This is a genomic window from Segatella hominis (assembly GCF_019249725.2).
Lineage (GTDB): Bacteria > Bacteroidota > Bacteroidia > Bacteroidales > Bacteroidaceae > Prevotella.
On the sequence record NZ_CP137559.1, the window covers coordinates 2,795,995 to 2,813,495 of the forward strand.

14 protein-coding genes are annotated in these 17,501 nt (G+C 43.3%); 10 read left to right on the plus strand and 4 right to left on the minus strand.

Features of this window, described 5'->3' with window-relative positions; genetic code table 11:
- Positions 1 to 20: 20 nt before the first annotated feature.
- The 3 genes from KUA50_RS11360 (at position 21) to KUA50_RS11370 (ending at position 3,680) form a co-directional block, all read left to right on the plus strand.
- Entirely contained in the window at positions 21 to 1,874 is a 1,854-nt protein-coding gene (locus KUA50_RS11360; protein WP_218456064.1) for an ABC transporter ATP-binding protein, read from the plus strand.
- 85 nt (positions 1,875 to 1,959) lie between these two features.
- On the plus strand, positions 1,960 to 2,883 hold the full coding sequence (locus KUA50_RS11365; RefSeq protein ID WP_218456063.1) for a lysophospholipid acyltransferase family protein: 924 nt from the start codon (positions 1,960 to 1,962) through the stop codon (positions 2,881 to 2,883).
- Between the two features lie 41 nt (positions 2,884 to 2,924).
- Complete coding sequence (locus KUA50_RS11370; protein ID WP_218456062.1) at positions 2,925 to 3,680, plus strand: lipopolysaccharide kinase InaA family protein; 756 nt, start codon at positions 2,925 to 2,927, stop codon at positions 3,678 to 3,680.
- Positions 3,681 to 3,763: 83 nt separating this feature from the next.
- Here the strand turns inward: KUA50_RS11370 and KUA50_RS11375 are convergent, their stop codons facing one another.
- On the minus strand, positions 3,764 to 4,582 hold the full coding sequence (locus tag KUA50_RS11375; RefSeq protein WP_218456061.1) for a glycosyltransferase family 2 protein: 819 nt from the start codon (positions 4,580 to 4,582) through the stop codon (positions 3,764 to 3,766).
- Between the two features lie 131 nt (positions 4,583 to 4,713).
- Between KUA50_RS11375 and KUA50_RS11380 the strand changes: the two genes are divergently transcribed.
- From KUA50_RS11380 to glf, 6 genes are all read left to right on the plus strand, one after another.
- The gene (locus KUA50_RS11380; protein WP_218456060.1) at positions 4,714 to 5,751 is read left to right on the plus strand and encodes a galactofuranosyltransferase; all 1,038 of its coding nucleotides are present in this window, start codon (positions 4,714 to 4,716) and stop codon (positions 5,749 to 5,751) included.
- Between the two features lie 98 nt (positions 5,752 to 5,849).
- Entirely contained in the window at positions 5,850 to 6,773 is a 924-nt protein-coding gene (locus tag KUA50_RS11385; RefSeq protein WP_256624123.1) for a glycosyltransferase family 8 protein, read from the plus strand.
- A complete protein-coding gene (locus KUA50_RS11390) occupies positions 6,770 to 7,768 on the plus strand; it encodes a glycosyltransferase family 2 protein (RefSeq protein ID WP_218456059.1) in 999 nt (332 codons plus the stop codon). Before KUA50_RS11385 ends, KUA50_RS11390 begins: the two co-directional genes overlap by 4 nt.
- Positions 7,768 to 8,607 (plus strand): glycosyltransferase family 2 protein, encoded by an 840-nt coding sequence (locus tag KUA50_RS11395; RefSeq protein WP_218456058.1) that lies wholly within the window; start codon positions 7,768 to 7,770, stop codon positions 8,605 to 8,607. Before KUA50_RS11390 ends, KUA50_RS11395 begins: the two co-directional genes overlap by 1 nt.
- A 1-nt stretch (position 8,608) precedes the next feature.
- A complete protein-coding gene (locus KUA50_RS11400; protein WP_218456057.1) occupies positions 8,609 to 9,769 on the plus strand; it encodes a glycosyltransferase family 4 protein in 1,161 nt (386 codons plus the stop codon).
- 5 nt (positions 9,770 to 9,774) lie between these two features.
- Complete coding sequence (gene glf / locus KUA50_RS11405; RefSeq protein WP_218456056.1) at positions 9,775 to 10,956, plus strand: UDP-galactopyranose mutase; 1,182 nt, start codon at positions 9,775 to 9,777, stop codon at positions 10,954 to 10,956.
- A gap of 74 nt (positions 10,957 to 11,030) precedes the next feature.
- Here the strand turns inward: glf and KUA50_RS11410 are convergent, their stop codons facing one another.
- Both KUA50_RS11410 and KUA50_RS11415 read right to left on the minus strand, forming a co-directional pair.
- A complete protein-coding gene (locus KUA50_RS11410) occupies positions 11,031 to 12,185 on the minus strand; it encodes an AAA family ATPase (RefSeq protein WP_218456055.1) in 1,155 nt (384 codons plus the stop codon).
- Positions 12,186 to 12,564: 379 nt separating this feature from the next.
- The gene (locus tag KUA50_RS11415) at positions 12,565 to 14,505 is read right to left on the minus strand and encodes an LTA synthase family protein (RefSeq protein ID WP_218456054.1); all 1,941 of its coding nucleotides are present in this window, start codon (positions 14,503 to 14,505) and stop codon (positions 12,565 to 12,567) included.
- A gap of 141 nt (positions 14,506 to 14,646) precedes the next feature.
- Between KUA50_RS11415 and KUA50_RS11420 the strand changes: the two genes are divergently transcribed.
- Positions 14,647 to 16,359, plus strand: coding sequence for an ArnT family glycosyltransferase (locus KUA50_RS11420; RefSeq protein WP_218456053.1), 1,713 nt, complete (start codon positions 14,647 to 14,649; stop codon positions 16,357 to 16,359).
- A 77-nt stretch (positions 16,360 to 16,436) separates the two neighbouring features.
- Here KUA50_RS11420 and KUA50_RS11425 read toward each other — a convergent pair whose 3' ends face one another.
- Positions 16,437 to 17,366: a glycosyltransferase family 2 protein gene (locus tag KUA50_RS11425; protein ID WP_118116010.1), complete on the minus strand. Its 930-nt coding sequence runs from the start codon at positions 17,364 to 17,366 to the stop codon at positions 16,437 to 16,439.
- Positions 17,367 to 17,501 lie beyond the last annotated feature (135 nt).

Consider the following 17,501-nt stretch of genomic DNA (forward strand, 5'->3'; position numbering starts at 1 on the left):
AAGCACTATATTTGCAGCCTATGAAGGAATTCTTGCAAGTTTTAAAACGATTTGTCCCTCCATACAAAAGATATCTGGGACTATCCATATTATTCAATATCCTATCGGCGGTATTGAATATCTTTTCATTCGCAGCCTTGATACCAATCCTGCAAATCCTGTTTCAGGTAGATGGCGGCATCCGTGCCAACGACTATATGACCTGGAACGGAGACTGGGGAACCCTCAAGGAAGTGGCTACCAACAACTTGTACTATTACATCCAGGAATTTATCGTGGAATACAGTGCTTCGACCGCCCTTCTGGTGATCGGTCTATTCCTGGCATTCATGACATTTCTGAAGACGGGAGCTTATTTTCTTTCTTCCGCCACCATCATACCTATCCGTACTGGTATCGTGCGTGACATCCGCAACCAGCTCTACCAGAAGATTAATTCTCTCTCTCTGAGTTTCTTCAGCGAGGAGCGCAAGGGTGACATCATTGCCCGTATGAGCGGCGACGTGCAGGAAGTAGAAAGCAGTATCATGTCATCTCTCGACATGCTTTTCAAGAATCCGATTCTGATACTCTTCTACTTCATCACCCTCATCTGCATCAGTTGGCAGCTCACCCTCTTCACCATTCTTTTTGTTCCACCTTTCGGCTGGTTCATGGGCATGGTGGGCAAGAAACTGAAGGCACAGAGCACAGAGGCACAGTCGCTCTGGAGCGACACCATGAGCATGGTAGAAGAAACATTGGGCGGGCTTCGCATCATCAAGGCTTTCTGTGCAGAAAGCAAGATGAACTGGCGCTTTGACAAGGTAAACAGCGAATATCGCGACAACATCATGCGCGTGAACATCCGCCAGCAGATGGCTCATCCTATGAGTGAGTTCTTAGGCACCATCCTCATCGTAGTCGTATTGTGGTTTGGTGGCATTCTGGTATTGGATTACGGTCGTATCGATGGTCCTACCATCATCTTCTACCTGGTGATGCTCTACAGCATCATCAATCCGCTGAAGGAATTCTCCAAGGCAAGCTATAATATCCCCAAGGGACTTGCCAGCATGGAGCGTATCGACAAGATTCTCCAGGCAGAAGTGGAAATCAAGGACAAGGAGAACCCGGAGCATATCGCTTCCTTCGAACATCAGATAGAGTTCCGCCACGTATCATTCGCCTATACAGACAATAAGAGCGACGAACTGATATACGTGCTGAAAGACATCAACCTCGTGATTCCGAAGGGCAAGACCGTGGCACTCGTAGGTCAGAGTGGTAGCGGTAAGAGTACGATGGTGGATCTGATTCCACGTTACTATGACGTGCAGGAAGGCGAGGTGCTCATCGATGGCATCAACGTGAAAGACCTGGCCGTAAATGATCTCCGCCAGCTGATAGGCAATGTGAACCAGGAGGCTATCCTCTTCAATGCAAGCTTCAAGGACAACATCCGTTTCGGCAAAACCGATGCTACCGACGAGGAAATCGCCAATGCTGCAAAGATAGCCAATGCCTACGACTTTATCATGAAGTCGGAACATGGATTTGATACAGGAATCGGCGACCGTGGAGGCAGACTTTCCGGTGGTCAGCGCCAGCGTGTAAGCATCGCCCGTGCCATCCTCAAGAATCCTCCTATCCTCATTCTCGACGAGGCTACTTCTGCTCTTGATACAGAGAGCGAGCGCCTGGTGCAGGATGCTTTGGAGAAACTGATGAAGACCCGTACTACCGTAGCCGTGGCTCACCGCCTGAGCACTATCAAGCATGCAGACGAAATCTGCGTGATGCATGAGGGAAGAATCGTGGAGCGTGGTACTCACGATGAACTGATAGGCAAAGACGGATATTATAAGAAATTGCACGATATGCAGCAGGTATAATAACAATGTTAAGTGTTGAATGTTAAATGTTAAGTTGCATTCTTGCTTATATATATATATAATTAAGGTGTAAATCATAGGACTTATGACAAAGATTGTTTATGCGCTGTTTTATGCGATATCGCTGCTGCCATTCAGACTGCTCTATTGCATCTCCGATTTCGAGTACTTCATGATGTTCCACGTCATCAAGTACCGCCGGGGCATTGTGCGTAAGAATCTCACCACCTCCTTTCCGGAGAAGTCTGCCGAAGAAATCGCAGCTATAGAAAAGAAATTCTATCGCTGGTTCTGCGATTATTTCTTTGAAGCAGTCAAGTTACTGAGTATCAGCGACAAGGAACTCCGCCGCCGCTTCCATGTTTACAATAGCGAGGAAGTGGAAAAATGCTTTCAGGAGGGTCAGGATGTAGCAGCCATCCTCGGACATTACTGCAACTGGGAGTGGCTCTCGTGCGTGGGTATCGAACTGCCCAAGACCCGCATGATGGGGCTCATCTATCATCCTCTGTACAACAAGGCCTTCGATGAACTCTTCAAGCGCATCCGTTCTCACGAAGAAAACGGAGTGCCAGTTCCTAAGAAAGATATCCTCCGCTATCTGGTAGATTACAAGCGCAGGGATATCCGCAGCATCTTCGGCTACATCAGCGACCAGGGGCCTAAATGGGAGAACATCCACCTGTGGCTTCCTTTCCTCAACCATCCCGAAACTCCTGTGTTTACAGGAGGCGAAAGAATCATGAGAAAGATGAACGATGCCGTATTCTATGTAGAGATGTCCTGTCCTAAGCGAGGCTACTATACAGCAACCTACAAACTCATCACCCGCAATCCGAACTCCCTGCCGGAGCACGAGATTACCCGTCGCTTCTTCCAGATGCTGGAAGAAACCATCCGCCAGAATCCACCTTATTATTTATGGACACATAACAGATGGAAGCGAACCAGGGAGGAGTTTGACAAGCGATACGAGGTGGTAAAGGGGAAAGTTGTACCTAAAGAATAGAATGGATTACAAGAAACGATTTCCAAAAACGATTCTAAGAAATGAGAAAGATTAAGATAAATCCGAAATATGAATACCTGAGAAGTTTCATCGAGAGCATTCCTGATGTTTTCGAAGAGAAGGGACGTGAGATTTACCATCTCAGAAATATTATCAAGGTACTAACTGCACCAGACGGAACCATCATCAATATCAAGAGATTTCATCAACCGAGAAGCCTTAACCGCCTCATCTATTCCTGGAATATCAGAGTGCCAAAAGGTCAACGAGCCTATGACTATTCTTTCCTTCTAAACCAGAAAGGAATTCAAACCCCAGAAGCCGTAGCTTTAATAGAAGAAAGAAATAGTCTGAACTTACTGGGATATTCATACCTCATTACGCAGCAATGCGATTTTCCTCATACTTTATACGACGTAAAGGATGCAAAAGCTGGGGAATATGAACAACTTGCGAAATCACTTGCGCATTATGCAGCCAAAATGCATCTTGCAGGAATCATGCATAAAGACTTTACACCAGGAAATATCCTCTGGAAAAGTGATCATGAAGGTTTTCATTTTATGATAGTGGATATCAACCGCATGTATTTCGGGAAAATATCAACCCTCAAGGGATTAGACAACATGAAGCGCTTCTGGGGTCCAAAGCATTTTACAGAAATCCTCGCAGAAGAATATGCCCAGTTGAAATATTATGATACAGGAAAAGCTGTAAAATATATTTTAAATAAAAGAAAGAAATTCTGGACACACTATCTCAAGAAACATGAGATTCCATTCACTATGGAGTTTTAATATGATAATCCATCGTACTACTGATTTTTTAGCAATAACCGATTATTGCCAATTATAACCGGTTATTGCTATCAATCCATAAACTATTTTTTAATAATTCCCCAAGAAGTCCATTGCAAGCGTTCTTCCTTGGTTACTTTGCGGATAGCATTATTGTTTTTCCAAGCCTCTTCATTAACATAAGGACGACCATGATCTAAATGCAGCACAATGGCAGAATAACGAATTTGTCTGGATCTGATACCCTTGTGAAAAAGACGTTCTCCCATCTCACGGTCTTCACCGCCATACTGCATACGTTCATCAAAACCATTCACCGCCAGAATATCTTCACGCCATCCACTACTATTCATACCGTTCCATGTAGCTTTGGTTGGAGTAATCTTATTCATCAACTGGGTAAACCATTTCTTTTGCACTAATTTTGTGCATTTAAAATTGAACGGCAAGCCCTGTTTTCTGAGCCATGCTAACGAAAAAGCCTGTCTATCTCTGACATCCTCCTCCTGCAAAGCCTTGCTGATTGACAACGGAAGTTTGAAATAACCGCCACTCAGAAAGAAACCTTTCTTAGCCATAAGATTATGAACAGCCAGGAAATCATGTCTTGGCACACAGTCCTGATCGGTAAAAACAAGATAATCGGCAGTAGCTGCCACAATAGCCTTGTTGAGAATAACTGTTTTCCGGAATCCGTCATCTTCATGCCAGACATGCTTGATAGGCAACAGTTTCTTATATCGCTCGATCAACATACGGGTTTCTTCTCCAGAACCATCATCGGCGATGATAATCTCGTCAGCCATCCTGTCCTGGCATAAATATCCCCAGAGCGTTTTCTCCAGCCATGCAGGATTATTATAGGTAGAAATAATCACTCCTATTGTTATATTCTGAACCATATTTTTATCAAAATTAAATATTAGAATGCAAACTTACTACTTTTTTTTGGTAAAATGAAATATATCGACACAAATAATTGCATAGATAAAAAAGAAATCGTACTTTTGCAGAAAATCAAGACATTAAGAGCATGAACAAACAAAACAGACTTTGCTACATAAGTCGCAACTACTATAATCTTACATCAGCTGGCAACAAGGCTAAGACGGACAACGAGGATACACTCGATGAAATGGGAGCCGTCAACCTGGGTCTGCATCGAACGGTAAGAAACAGCAAGATCATCGCATTTTTCCTTGATCTTGCAGGAATTCTCCGTGCCTGCCTATTGCTTCAAAAAGGCGACACTCTTTTCTTGCAATATCCGGTCAAAAAGTACTTTTCTTTCTTATGCAAAATAGCAAGAATGAAAGGAGCCAAGACCGTTTCCCTCATTCACGATTTAGGTTCTTTCCGCAGAAAGAAGCTGACCGTAGAGAAAGAAATCAGCCGTCTCTCCCATAGCGACTATATCATCGCCTCCAACGAGAATATGAAGAAATGGCTCAAGGAGCACGGAATGCAGAAACCAGTGGGTGCACTCGGCTTATTCGACTATCACTCAGCTTCACCATGTCAGGAAAAAGCATCAGATAGGAAGCAGCCAAAAGTAGTCTATGCCGGTGCTCTAAGCATGAAGAAGAATTCATTTCTGGTAGAACTTTCCAAGACGCTGACCAACTGGCAACTGCTGGTTTGCGGAAACAAGGAAGGACTACATGGCTTGAAAGAGAATCCGCTCATCACCTATCAGGGATTTGTGCCTTCAGAAGATTTCATCAAGAGCATTGATGCCGATTTCGGGTTGGTATGGGATGGCGATTCACTCGATACCTGTTCGGGCGAATACGGTCAATATTTGAAATGGAATTCTCCACATAAGGTTTCCTTCTACCTCCGTGCCGGTTTGCCGCTCATCATCTGGAAAAAGGCAGCCGTAGCGCCTATCATCGAAGAAGCAGGAGCAGGTATTGCCATCAATTCGCTAAAAGAGCTGGATGACAAACTTGCCAATCTTACCCCAGAACAGAAAAAGGAGATGAAAAAGCAAGCGGTAAATTTGGCACAGAAACTAAATAAAGGCGGCTTCCTTCGAGATTCTTTGGCTTATTATAATATCGTAGAATAGACTTATATTCAAGAAGTGCGGTAATTTTAAAAATATATAAAAAATTAACTCCATAAGCAAGTTTTGTACACTCAGTACATTTCTTCTAAAAAAAAGATATGATTCATATAGCTTGTAACATAGATGATAATTACATCATGCAATGTTGTACTACTTTAGTTTCTGTCATGTACAATAACAGAAATGAACAGATAACATTCCATATCATTGCTGAGAAACTCAGCAATGAGGCTAAAAGTATGCTTACTGAAGAAGTAGGAAAATACAATCAGCAAATACATTTCTATGCTTACAATTTAAATATGAATCTTTCATCGTTCAAAAGCGCCCACATATCGCTTGCAGCCTACCTGCGTCTTTTCGTGGCAGATATTCTTCCTGCAGAGATACATAAGGTACTATATCTGGACTGCGATCTCATCATAAACGATTCTATAAAAGATTTGTGGGAGACAGATGTTACATCATACGCCGTAGCTGCAGTAGAAGACATGTGGAGCGGAAAAGCAAACAACTACACCCGCCTCGAATACCCTCAGGAAGATACCTATTTCAACTCGGGAGTACTCATCATCAATTTGGATTACTGGAGAAATGCCCATCTGAGTAAAGCCAGTTTGGAATTTGCAGAAAAATATGCAGAAAAGTTAATCTTCAACGATCAGGACATACTCAACGGACTTCTGCATGACAGAAAACTCCTAATTCCCTTCAGATGGAACATACAAGACGGCTTTCTAAGAAAAAGAAGACATCTTCGCCAGCAAGCCATACCGAAACTGATAGAGGAATTAAAACATCCTGTCATCATACATTTCACAGGCCACAGAAAACCATGGCTCCATATATGCCAAAGTCCGTATCAGAAGCTATTCTTCAAATACCAGGACATGACAAGATGGAAGGGTATCCGACCTCAGACGCCATGGTCGTGGAAGTTCAAGACACTTATCGATAGTATATTATATGCAATGCACTTAAAAGTTCAAAAATACGATTATAAAAATATTCAAGCATTATGAATTGTGAATTAAGCATTATTGTTCCCGTTTACAATACAGCACAATATTTACCTCAATGCATAGAGTCTATTCTAAAGCAATCATTCAAGAACTGGGAACTGATTCTTATAGATGACGGCTCAACAGACGGCTCGGCTGAAATATGTGAAGAATGGGCTCAAAAGGATGCTAGAATCAAAGTCATCCACAAAGTTAATTCCGGCCAGGCAGATTGCAGAAACCAAGCTCTTGAAATCTGCCAGGGAGTCTATATTGGCTTTGTTGACAGCGATGACTGGATTGAAGAATCTATGTATGAAGTCTTGATGGATGACTTAAAGACTACCAATTCAGACATTGCTATCTGTAATCATTACGACGAAAGTAAGAACAAGACTCTCTGCAAAAATGTTTCAGACAAGAGATATATCTTAAAGAACCAAGAAATACAGGAGCTTGTCATTAAGGATAAAATCAAGAGCTATATCTGGCAAATGCTCTTCAAACGAGAACTGCTTAACGAGCCGATGCCTACTTCAAAGAATTACGAAGATTATAGCATCCTGCCACATTGGTTCGAAAATGCCAAACAGGTGGTCTATACTTACCAGCCGCTGTATCATTACCGGCTTCGAAAAAGCAGCATCGTCCACGATTTATCTCTCAACAGATATTATGAATTCTTTCAGGCAGAAATATCAAGATATAATTATTACAAGCGCTCTCCTTTACGCAAGATTGCCAAAAGAATGGTAGTAAAGCGAGGTATCAAAGCGGCTAAATACGTATCAAGAAACCAAACTTCTCTATCGAAGCAAAAAGAGATTAGGGTCATGGTAAACAAAATATCCAAGGATCTCAAGGCCTTTTCTCTAATCGGTATAGAGAAAAAGAGTTTCAAGGAACGCGTTTTGCTTTATCTCTTGTTAAAACACCCTAATAAATTCATATTGTATCAACGAATGATGGACAAGCTGATGTTCTACAAACATTCTAATTTAGATTTATACGAATAATGAAAAAGAAAGTCTCAGTCATAACAGTCAACTATAATAATCTGAAGGGATTGAAAAGAACAATCTCTTCAGTGCTTTCGCAATCATTCAGCGATTTTGAATACATCATCGTTGACGGTGGGTCATCAGATGGCAGCAAGGAATATATAGAATCTAAGCGAGAATATATCAATCAATGGGTTAGTGAAAAAGATCATGGGGTATATAATGCCATGAATAAAGCCATAAGAATGGCACAAGGCGAATATTGTATCTTCATGAATTCGGGCGATCATTTCTTTTCTTCACAATCTTTGGAGAATGCTGCCAAGATGCTCAATGGCTCAGACTACTACGTGGGAGAAACCATTATCATAGACTGCAAACTGGCTTCACTCTGCCTTCCACCACAGAACATGTCGTTCCGATTTATCAGAGATAAAGTTCTGCAGCATCAATCTACATTTACAAGGACTCAGTTACTTAAGGAGCATCCCTACAATGAAAATCTGAAAATCGTAGCAGATTGGGCACACTTCTTAGAAAACTGGTATTTTAAAAAATGTTCATACCAAGCTATTAACACTATTGTTGCTGTATATTATACTGATGGCATCTCTTTTACAAATGGTGACTTATTGAAAAAGGAAAGAAAAGAGGTGTTCTCCGAGTTATTTGGAAGCACCAGCAAGTTGCCTCACATAAAAGAGACTGCAGAAGAAAAGAAAGAACGCATCAATGATGATTTTGCATTCAAACTGAAAAAAGCTCTGAAGATGAAACCGGTATCACGCGACTGGAAAATCCTACGTACAGGCTTTAAATTTTTATGGAAAGATTTGGCTATTAAATCAAAGTAAGATGAAAGTATTATATGACAGTCAAGCCTTCGATATGCAAACGCATGGAGGCGTATCACGTTGTTTTGCCGAATTATATTCCCACTTGCCTCAAGACATTGAAGCAAGCCTCAGTATCATGGAATCTGCCAATGTTTACCTCCAAACATTAGGAAGTAAACCAGATGGAGAATTATATCATAACTTCCTCTGGAAGAAAGATTCTGCAATAAAGAAAATGCTATATAAGTTCTATTATAATGCAAAATTCGGAGAATATTCACGATTAGATCGTACTCCAAGAATCAATAGATACAAGTCTGTCTGCGACATCAAGTCTAAGGATTTCGATTTGTTTCATCCAACTTTCTTTGACCCTTACTTCCTCAAGTACATAGGCAGTAAGCCTTACGTTGTCACGGTACATGATATGATACCCGAACAGTACAATCAGTATTATGACCATAATGACTATCAGATTCTGCAAAAACATCTTGTCATACCAAAAGCAAATCACATCATTGCAGTCAGCCAACAGACAAAAAGGGATTTATGCCGTATCATGAATATCAAGGAAGAGCAGGTGAGTGTAGTTTATCATGGAGCAGACGAAACTCCTTATACGCCAAACGAAAACAACAGACATCCATTTGAATATATACTTTTCGTTGGCGAACGTCACTTTTATAAAAACTTTGATTTCTTTGCCAAGCAATGTGTACCTATTTTAAAAAGACACAAGGAACTGAAGGTAGTATGCACAGGAAAGCCTTTCAATGAGACAGAAAAAAGTATGTTTAAATCATGGGAAATGGAAGATAGATTCATACATGAGTTTATCAAAACAGATCAAGAAATGCTAGACTTATACCACTATGCCCTGGCATTCGTTTACCCATCATCATACGAAGGATTCGGGCTCCCGATTCTTGAGGCTTACAAAGCAGAATGCCCTGTTTTACTCAATCATGCCAGTTGTTTTCCGGAAATCGCAGAAGACGCAGCAGTTTACTTCCACATGGATGAAAAGAGAACTGATTTCGAAGAACAGTTTGAAACTTTCTACTATCTAGACGGGATAGAGAAAAAGAAACTCATAGAAAAGCAGAATGAAAGACTAAAACATTTTTCATGGAAAAAATCTGCGTTGGAGTTGGCTAATATTTATAAACATATCAATTAGCAAGTATGAAGAAATATGATTATCTTATAGTTGGCTCCGGACTCTTCGGAGCCACATTCGCCCACCTTGCCCATAAACAAGGAAAAACTTGTCTGGTGATAGATAAGCGACCACATCTGGGCGGAAATATCTATTGCGAGAATATTGAGGGCATCAATGTGCATAAGTATGGTGCCCACATCTTCCATACCTCCAACAAAGAGGTGTGGAACTTCGTCAACTCTATCGTTGAGTTCAACCGCTACACCAACTCGCCTGTGGCCAATTATAAAGGCAAGCTATACAACCTGCCTTTCAATATGAATACCTTCTATCAGATGTGGGGCGTTACCACTCCTGAAGAAGCACAAGCCAAAATAGATGAACAGAAGGCGGAAGCTGTAGCCAAAATGAAGGCTGACGGCGTAAGCGAGCCGCGCAATCTGGAGGAACAGGCACAGGTACTCATCGGTAAAGATATCTACGAGCGACTCATCAAAGGTTATACCGAGAAGCAATGGGGGCGTAAGTGTACCGACCTGCCTGCCTTCATCATCAAGCGCCTGCCAGTACGACTCGTCTTCGACAACAATTATTTCAACGACAAGTATCAGGGCATCCCGGTAGGTGGCTACAACAAACTGATTGACGGCTTGCTCGAAGGTATCGACACCTTGACTTCCGTGGATTTCTTTGCAGACAACATCCAAAAATTAGCAGAGAACAAAGAGGCTTCCCAGAAAGCTGGACTGATTAAAGACTGCTGGCAGGAAATAGCCGAGAAACTGGTTTTCACAGGAAAAATAGACCAGTTCTACGACTATCAGTTCGGGAAACTCAACTATCGCACCGTACGCTTCGAACAGGAAATCATCGACTGCCCTAATTATCAGGGAAATGCCGTGGTAAATTATACTGAGCGAGAAGTACCATATACCCGAGTGATAGAACACAAGCACTTCGAAATGTTTGGTGCAGAGGTTTACAATTGTCCTAAGACCGTCATCTCCAAAGAATATTCTACAGAATGGAAGGATGGCATGGAGCCTTATTATCCAGTAAATGATAAGGAGAATTCCGAACTATACGCTCAATATAAGAACCTGGCAGATCAGGAAAAGGATGTTATCTTTGGTGGTCGCCTTGCCGAATATAAGTATTACGACATGGCGCCAATCATAGAGAAAGCATTGGCTATGTTCAAGTAATTCATCATAAAATCCCTTCAGTATTCCAAGTATATCTTTGATTTTCATATACTTTTGCTGAAGAGATTTTTTCTTTATGATTCCTTCCAAACTCTTCTCTTGAGCCACAACGCCAAGATGGGGTCACTCATTTCCAGATGCTTAGGAGCAGGAATCGTAATCAGATCTTTCACCATCAAGGACTTCTTAAGACGAGTTACATTGGCGGCAGTACCTAGGCGATAGGTTTCCAATATCGCTGTCTGCGTGAAACCTGTATGTACTCCATTGATAATAGCATGCAGAAAATTCATCTGATAGGCAGAAAGGTCTTCGGTCTGCTGGATAAACAAGGGCTCGCAAGCATCCAGCAACCTGTCTATTCCATATTTCAAGTCCTCTTCTGTAGCTACAGAATCATCCTGTACTCGCAACCATACAAACCATGCCAACTGCTGTACATAAGAAGAATATCTGTCTGTTACCAGACAGATTTCACGAGCCAACTCTTCCGAGATATGCTTGCCGGTAGATTCGAAACGCTGACAGATATACTCCACCCAGTCTTTCTCGCTTATCTTGTTCAGATAGAAGAAATCTCCAAAGCGATAGAATGGGTAACTGGCATTCTGGAACATCTGTTCCATCATGTGTTTCTTGCTTCCATAAAGACAGTAAGATACATGGCTCTGTAATTGCCATACGCTACGGAGCTTCTTCTGGAAGGTCAATGAATCAGGGAAATCGCCTATCTGCTGAAATTCATCGATGCAGACTACGATATGACAACCTTTAGACCGAGCTATCATTTCCGGAAGTCTCAAAACCTCTTCGGTAGTATTGTTACCTGTATTATACTCCAACGCCAAAGAGAAATCAGTTAAAGGATCTTGTCCGATACTGATTTTCGGAACGAAACGGCTTAAGAACACCTTGGCATTCTCCATCCATTCTTCCCATTTTGAAGAAGTAGCCCGAACCACGGCCGTGGCAAAAGCATTGATAAAATCATTCTCAGAGCGACAGCCAAAGGCATCTATACGAGCTATCCTGATGTCTTCGCTCTCTACAAGCGAACACACCTTATCCACCAATGAAGTCTTACCCATACGACGAGGCGAAATCAATATCGTATTCACTCCATACGTAAAGTTCGCCTTCAGGCGTTCTGTTTCCTCTCTACGGTCGGTAAAGGAATCTCCCTCCACACGAACACCGAACACAAACGGAGCTTCTTTACTTTTTCTCATAAATACTACCTTATTTTATACTATACAGCTTTTCTTTTGCAAAGAAATTGCAAACGAGCGCAATGAAAGCTGGCTTTCAAATTGCCGAGTGCAGCAAATCCTCTGCAAAGATAGCAAAAAAAAAACAAATTAAACAAGGTTGTTTAAAACAATGTTGTTTAAAGCCATTTTTTTTTGCAGAAACAGCGATTCTTCGTCTGATAAAAATATAGTTTCATAAATTATACCCTAGGGTATAATACCTTTGGGTATAATTTTGTAACTTTGCAGAGAATAAACTTCAAGTCCCTGAAGAATAGAAAAACTATATAAACAGTTAATCCCCCATCACGCTTTGGCTGCGTGATGGGGGATTACTGTTTCTGATAATATCGTTTTTTTATTGCTGATGTCGCTCAATATACTCTGCTGCCTGGATATTCGAGAAGACATAGTTCTTCAAATCCTGGAACTTAGATTCCTGCTTGGTTTCCTTCAGATTGCCATTCGGCAACACATCATAGCAGAAACTGCGGTTCATCGACGGATTATAGACGAAGCAACGCTGATGGTCTCTTGCTACAATCTGGTTATCTGCCGAATAGAATACCATCGGGCGCTGCTGCTTCAGCAGATCCACACCGAAGCCCTCGTACTCATAATTCAGATTCATCAAGCCGAAAAGCGTAGGCATTACATCTACCTGCATACCCAAACCGGCATACTGTTGCTGCGGAACGCCCGGACCAAAGATGATGAGCGGAATATGGTTGTAAGACTGCGGCAACTCGCCCTCGCTCTTACCCACCAGCTTGCCATGATCTGCCAGAATCAGGAATATCGTGTTCTTATACCAAGGCTCCCGGCTTGCCTTCTTCAGAAAATCGCCTATCGCCCAGTCGGCATACTCCACTATCTGCGTTTCCTTCTCCTTGGTCTTCGGCTTGAAGAAATCAGGAATGATATATGGCGGATGATTGCTCACGGTGAGGATGGTAGCCATGAAAGGCTTGCCCGTCTTCGCCTTCTGGTTGATGGTGTTGAGGGCATAGCCCATCTCGAAATGGTCGCTCACGCCAAAGCTGTTCACCACCTCGCTCTTAGGATAGTTCTCCTGAGAGAAGATGTCATCGTAGCCATTGGTCTGGAAGAAAGCCTTCATGTTGTCATACTGTGCCTCGTGAGTCATGAAGAACATGTTCTCGTAGCCATACTTCTTCAACACCGTGGCGATACCCTTGCGGCGTGGAGTTACCGTTCCCTTCATCAGGTTGCGGAACATGAGAGCAGGGAAGCTGTAGAGCGTAGCCGTCATGCCATGGTTGGTATGGATGCCGGCACTATAGAAGTGGGTGAACGCCAGGGAATGATGATAGAGCGAATCGAGCGTTGGGGTGAGCGGCTGCTGATTGCCGAAAGTGCCCAGCAGGTTTGCCGACATCGACTCCATCAATATTACCACCACGTTAGGATGATTCTTCTTCATCATCAGGGAATCGTTCACCACCTCACGTTTCAGAATATTCGTGCTATCCACCTTTCCCGCGATACCCAGCCACTGGCGGGTATTCGTAATAGCCTCAGCGTATGTCATGAGATGCAACTCCTTGTTCTCCTTGCGCATATCGTCGAGCGCAGAAGTAAGGAGATTGAATGCCGGATTGATGCCGAGCTGGTTGAGGAAAGAATCCTCGCAATAATAAGCCTGGCTCACCTTGATAGGGTTATAGCCCATTCTGCCACGGATGCCGAAAAGGCAGGCACCTACCAGAGCCAGGGAAATGAGGAAACGTGCTCCCACCTGCACCAGGTGCATATTGTCCTTAGGCAGAAGGAAGAGTCCCTCGTAGTAGCGGCGCAGGCGGATAAGCGCATAGATAAACACCCCCGTGAACACGAAATAGAGGGCGATATAGAGCCAGTAGGAAGACTCCTGCAAGAGCATGCCCGATGTGGTGGCTACATAGCCGAACCACCCGAAGATGCTGGAATTGATGTTCTTGAAGAAATACTGGAAATAAGGGGTATTGGCTGCCGAAGGCATGAAGGCGATGGCAAACCATGCCGCATACCAGATGTTGATGCCACGCAGCAAACGGCGATGACACCACCCCAGGCTGGCAGCAACAAGGAGCACAGCCACAGGCAATACCGAAATATAACAAGCGATGACATTGTCAAACCATACACCCTTGACAAATGCCATCACCCTACTCGCCCCTGCATCTACTATCATGCCATGCAGGGCGATAAATTCCACCAATCTGAACAGAGTCATCACCAGCAATGCCAATACATGCACTGAAAGGAGATAACCCAAGACCTTAAAATATCGTTTCATTTTTATTCTACTTTAGAAATCGGCTGCAAAGTTAATAATTATATCCCAATAAAAGCAAAAATTCCCGCCTTATTCTATCTATAAACAAATAATTATATGTAACTTTGCAGCCAAAATCATATAATAAGACTTCGATAAGACATGAACATCAAGTACAACAAAGCCCTGTGGATTGTCACCATCCTTGCTATCGTGATGCTGGTTCCTTTCCTCGGGCTTACCGAATTCAATACCAAGGGAGAGCCTCGCGAGGCTGTAGTTGCCTACACCATGCTGGAGCATGGCAACTGGATATTGCCTATCAATAATGGAGGCGATATTCCTTACAAACCACCATTCTTCCACTGGTGCATCGCCTTCTTCTCGCTCTTTGCCGGACACGTAAGCGAATTCACATCCCGTCTGCCGTCTGCTGTATCGCTGATATTGATGACCATCGGCGGCTTTATATTCTTTGCCAAGCGCAAGGATACCCAGACGAGTCTCATCGCAGCCATCCTCACGCTGACTGCTTTCGAAGTGCATCGTGCAGGAATCAACTGCCGTGTGGATATGGTGAACACCGCCTTCATGGTGGGAGCCATGTATCTGCTCTACCGTTGGTGGGAAAAGGGAAAACATCAACTGCCCTGGCTTGCCATCCTCTGCATGAGTGGCGCCACGCTGACCAAGGGACCAGTAGGCATCATCCTGCCTTGTTTTGTGATGGGTGTCTTCATGCTCACACAGAGAGAAAATTTCTGGGGCATCGTCTGGCGAATGGCAGCAACTGCGGTACTCTCTCTCATCATCCCATTCTGCTGGTACTATGCCGCCTATCTCCAGGGTGGCAACGAGTTCCTGGAACTGGTAAAGGAAGAGAATATCGACCGCTTTATGGGAAAGATGGCCTACGAGTCGCATGAAAACCCTGCCTGGTACAATCTGCTTACGCTCATCACCGGTTGGCTGCCTTATACCTTATTATTATTGTTCTCTCTCTTTATCCTGCCCTGGAAGAAATTCTCCAAGAGTAAGTTTGTAGAGAATGCGAAAAAGGCTACCTCGCTCCAGGTATTCACCTGGCTTGCTTTCCTCCTGGTACTCTTCTTCTACTGCATCCCGAAGAGCAAGCGAAGCGTTTACCTGCTGCCTTGCTATCCGTTCATGGCTTATCTCATCGCTGAATACATCGTTTGGATGATGAAGGAGAAGATGGGAGCATTCAAGGTATATGGAGGGGTAATAGCATCGCTCGCCATCCTGCTTATCGTAGCAAGAATCGCAGTTTCATGCGGATTGATACCTGACACTATCTTCCACGGCAGACATGCAGCAGAAAACGCAGCCATGCTCCATGCTTTGGAAAAAGGACCTCAGAGTATCGCAGAAGGCATAGGATATCTGTTCTTCATATTGTGCATTTATGGCATTTATGCTACGTTCCAATCACTCCGCAGGAATCATACTGGCAGCATCGTAGGTCATACGTTGATTACCATCATCAGCCTCTTCTTGATACTGGACTCTACGCTTCAGCCAACTGTGCTCAACACCAAGGCCGACAAGCGCTGGGCACCAGTAATAGAAAAGAAGTTTGATACATCCAAGCTCTATTCCTACATGTCAATCGATATGCTCCACTTCTTCAGCCTCAACTTCTATTTAGGCGACAAGATCCAGCAGTTCGACAAGACACTTCCACAAGACGGCATCGTGATGGTATCAAATGATGATATCCAGATTTTCACGGAGAAATATGGCAGGAATTATACTTTCGAAAAGGTATGGGAGATTCCGAGAACTGCAGAAACCCGCTGCCCCGTAGGTTTCTACCGTTTCGTGAAAACAAGCGCTAATTTGGCTTGCAACTAAAAAAAATATTTCAAAAGAGGGGGTGTGTCATAAATCCACGACACACCCCTTCTTATTTTTTATGATTTCAATATGAATTATACTCTTTCCTCGATAAAATATCTCGGTCTGCGTTTTACCTCGGTATAGATTTTTCCGATATAGACACCTGTAACACCCACGCCAGTAGTGATAATGCCACCGATGAACCAGAGGGAAACAAGCAAGGAAGTCCAACCCTGTATCGTCTTGCCCTGGAAATGTTCTATCAGCGCAAAGATAATCATGATGAAAGACACCAATGTCATCAGCAATCCTACAAAGGTGATGAAACGCAAAGGAGCTACAGAGAATGAAGTGATGCCATCGATACTGAAACTCAGCATCTTGGTAAGCGGATATTTACTCTCGCCTGCCTCACGCGCCTTGCGGTCGTAATAAACAAAGCCCTCCTGGAAACCGAGTTGGCGAACAATGGCACGCAAGAAAAGATTGCGCTCTGGATACTGCATCAGCGCCTTCAGCGTGCGATTCGTCATCATACGGAAGTCGGCATGATTGTAAACCGTCTCCTTATCCACACTCTGCATCAGCTTATAAAAAGCCTGGGCGGTAAAGCGCTTAAAGAAAGTATCTGTCTTACGCTCCTTGCGCACACCATAGATGATATCTTTGCCTTCCTGCACCTGGCGCACCATATCGATGATTACATTCTCATCATCCTGCAGATCCGCATCGATGCTCACCATCGCATCACAATGGTCGATGGAAGCCTCCATACCTGCCCAGAGTGCATTCTGGTGCCCTCGGTTATGAGAAAGTTTGATTCCTCTCACGTACGAATGTTTTTCTGCCCCTTCCCGGATGAGTTGCCAGGTAGTATCGCGACTGCCGTCATCCACCAATAGCAAATTGGTTTCAGCACCCGTCTCTGCCTTGATTTTCGCCACCAAATTCCCCAAAACTTCCAGGGTCTTAGGCAAAACCTCCTGCTCATTATAGCAAGGTATTACGATGTTTATTTTCATATCAATCTGTTTTTCTGCAAAAATACAAGAAAAATCTTAAACAACCAAGCCCAAACCTCATCTTTTATGAAATCCACCTGATATTATTTCCCCAACAGAGTATTTATTGGATTTTCAGAACTGCTTTTCGCAACA

Coding starts and splice junctions, on each gene's coding strand:
- KUA50_RS11360 (WP_218456064.1), top strand. CDS start 21: ATGAAGGAATTCTTGCAAGTTTTAAAACGATTTGTCCCTCCATACAAA.
- KUA50_RS11365 (WP_218456063.1), top strand. CDS start 1,960: ATGACAAAGATTGTTTATGCGCTGTTTTATGCGATATCGCTGCTGCCA.
- KUA50_RS11370 (WP_218456062.1), top strand. CDS start 2,925: ATGAGAAAGATTAAGATAAATCCGAAATATGAATACCTGAGAAGTTTC.
- KUA50_RS11375 (WP_218456061.1), bottom strand. CDS start 4,582: ATGGTTCAGAATATAACAATAGGAGTGATTATTTCTACCTATAATAAT.
- KUA50_RS11380 (WP_218456060.1), top strand. CDS start 4,714: ATGAACAAACAAAACAGACTTTGCTACATAAGTCGCAACTACTATAAT.
- KUA50_RS11385 (WP_256624123.1), top strand. CDS start 5,850: ATGATTCATATAGCTTGTAACATAGATGATAATTACATCATGCAATGT.
- KUA50_RS11390 (WP_218456059.1), top strand. CDS start 6,770: ATGAATTGTGAATTAAGCATTATTGTTCCCGTTTACAATACAGCACAA.
- KUA50_RS11395 (WP_218456058.1), top strand. CDS start 7,768: ATGAAAAAGAAAGTCTCAGTCATAACAGTCAACTATAATAATCTGAAG.
- KUA50_RS11400 (WP_218456057.1), top strand. CDS start 8,609: ATGAAAGTATTATATGACAGTCAAGCCTTCGATATGCAAACGCATGGA.
- glf (WP_218456056.1), top strand. CDS start 9,775: ATGAAGAAATATGATTATCTTATAGTTGGCTCCGGACTCTTCGGAGCC.
- KUA50_RS11410 (WP_218456055.1), bottom strand. CDS start 12,185: ATGAGAAAAAGTAAAGAAGCTCCGTTTGTGTTCGGTGTTCGTGTGGAG.
- KUA50_RS11415 (WP_218456054.1), bottom strand. CDS start 14,505: ATGAAACGATATTTTAAGGTCTTGGGTTATCTCCTTTCAGTGCATGTA.
- KUA50_RS11420 (WP_218456053.1), top strand. CDS start 14,647: ATGAACATCAAGTACAACAAAGCCCTGTGGATTGTCACCATCCTTGCT.
- KUA50_RS11425 (WP_118116010.1), bottom strand. CDS start 17,366: ATGAAAATAAACATCGTAATACCTTGCTATAATGAGCAGGAGGTTTTG.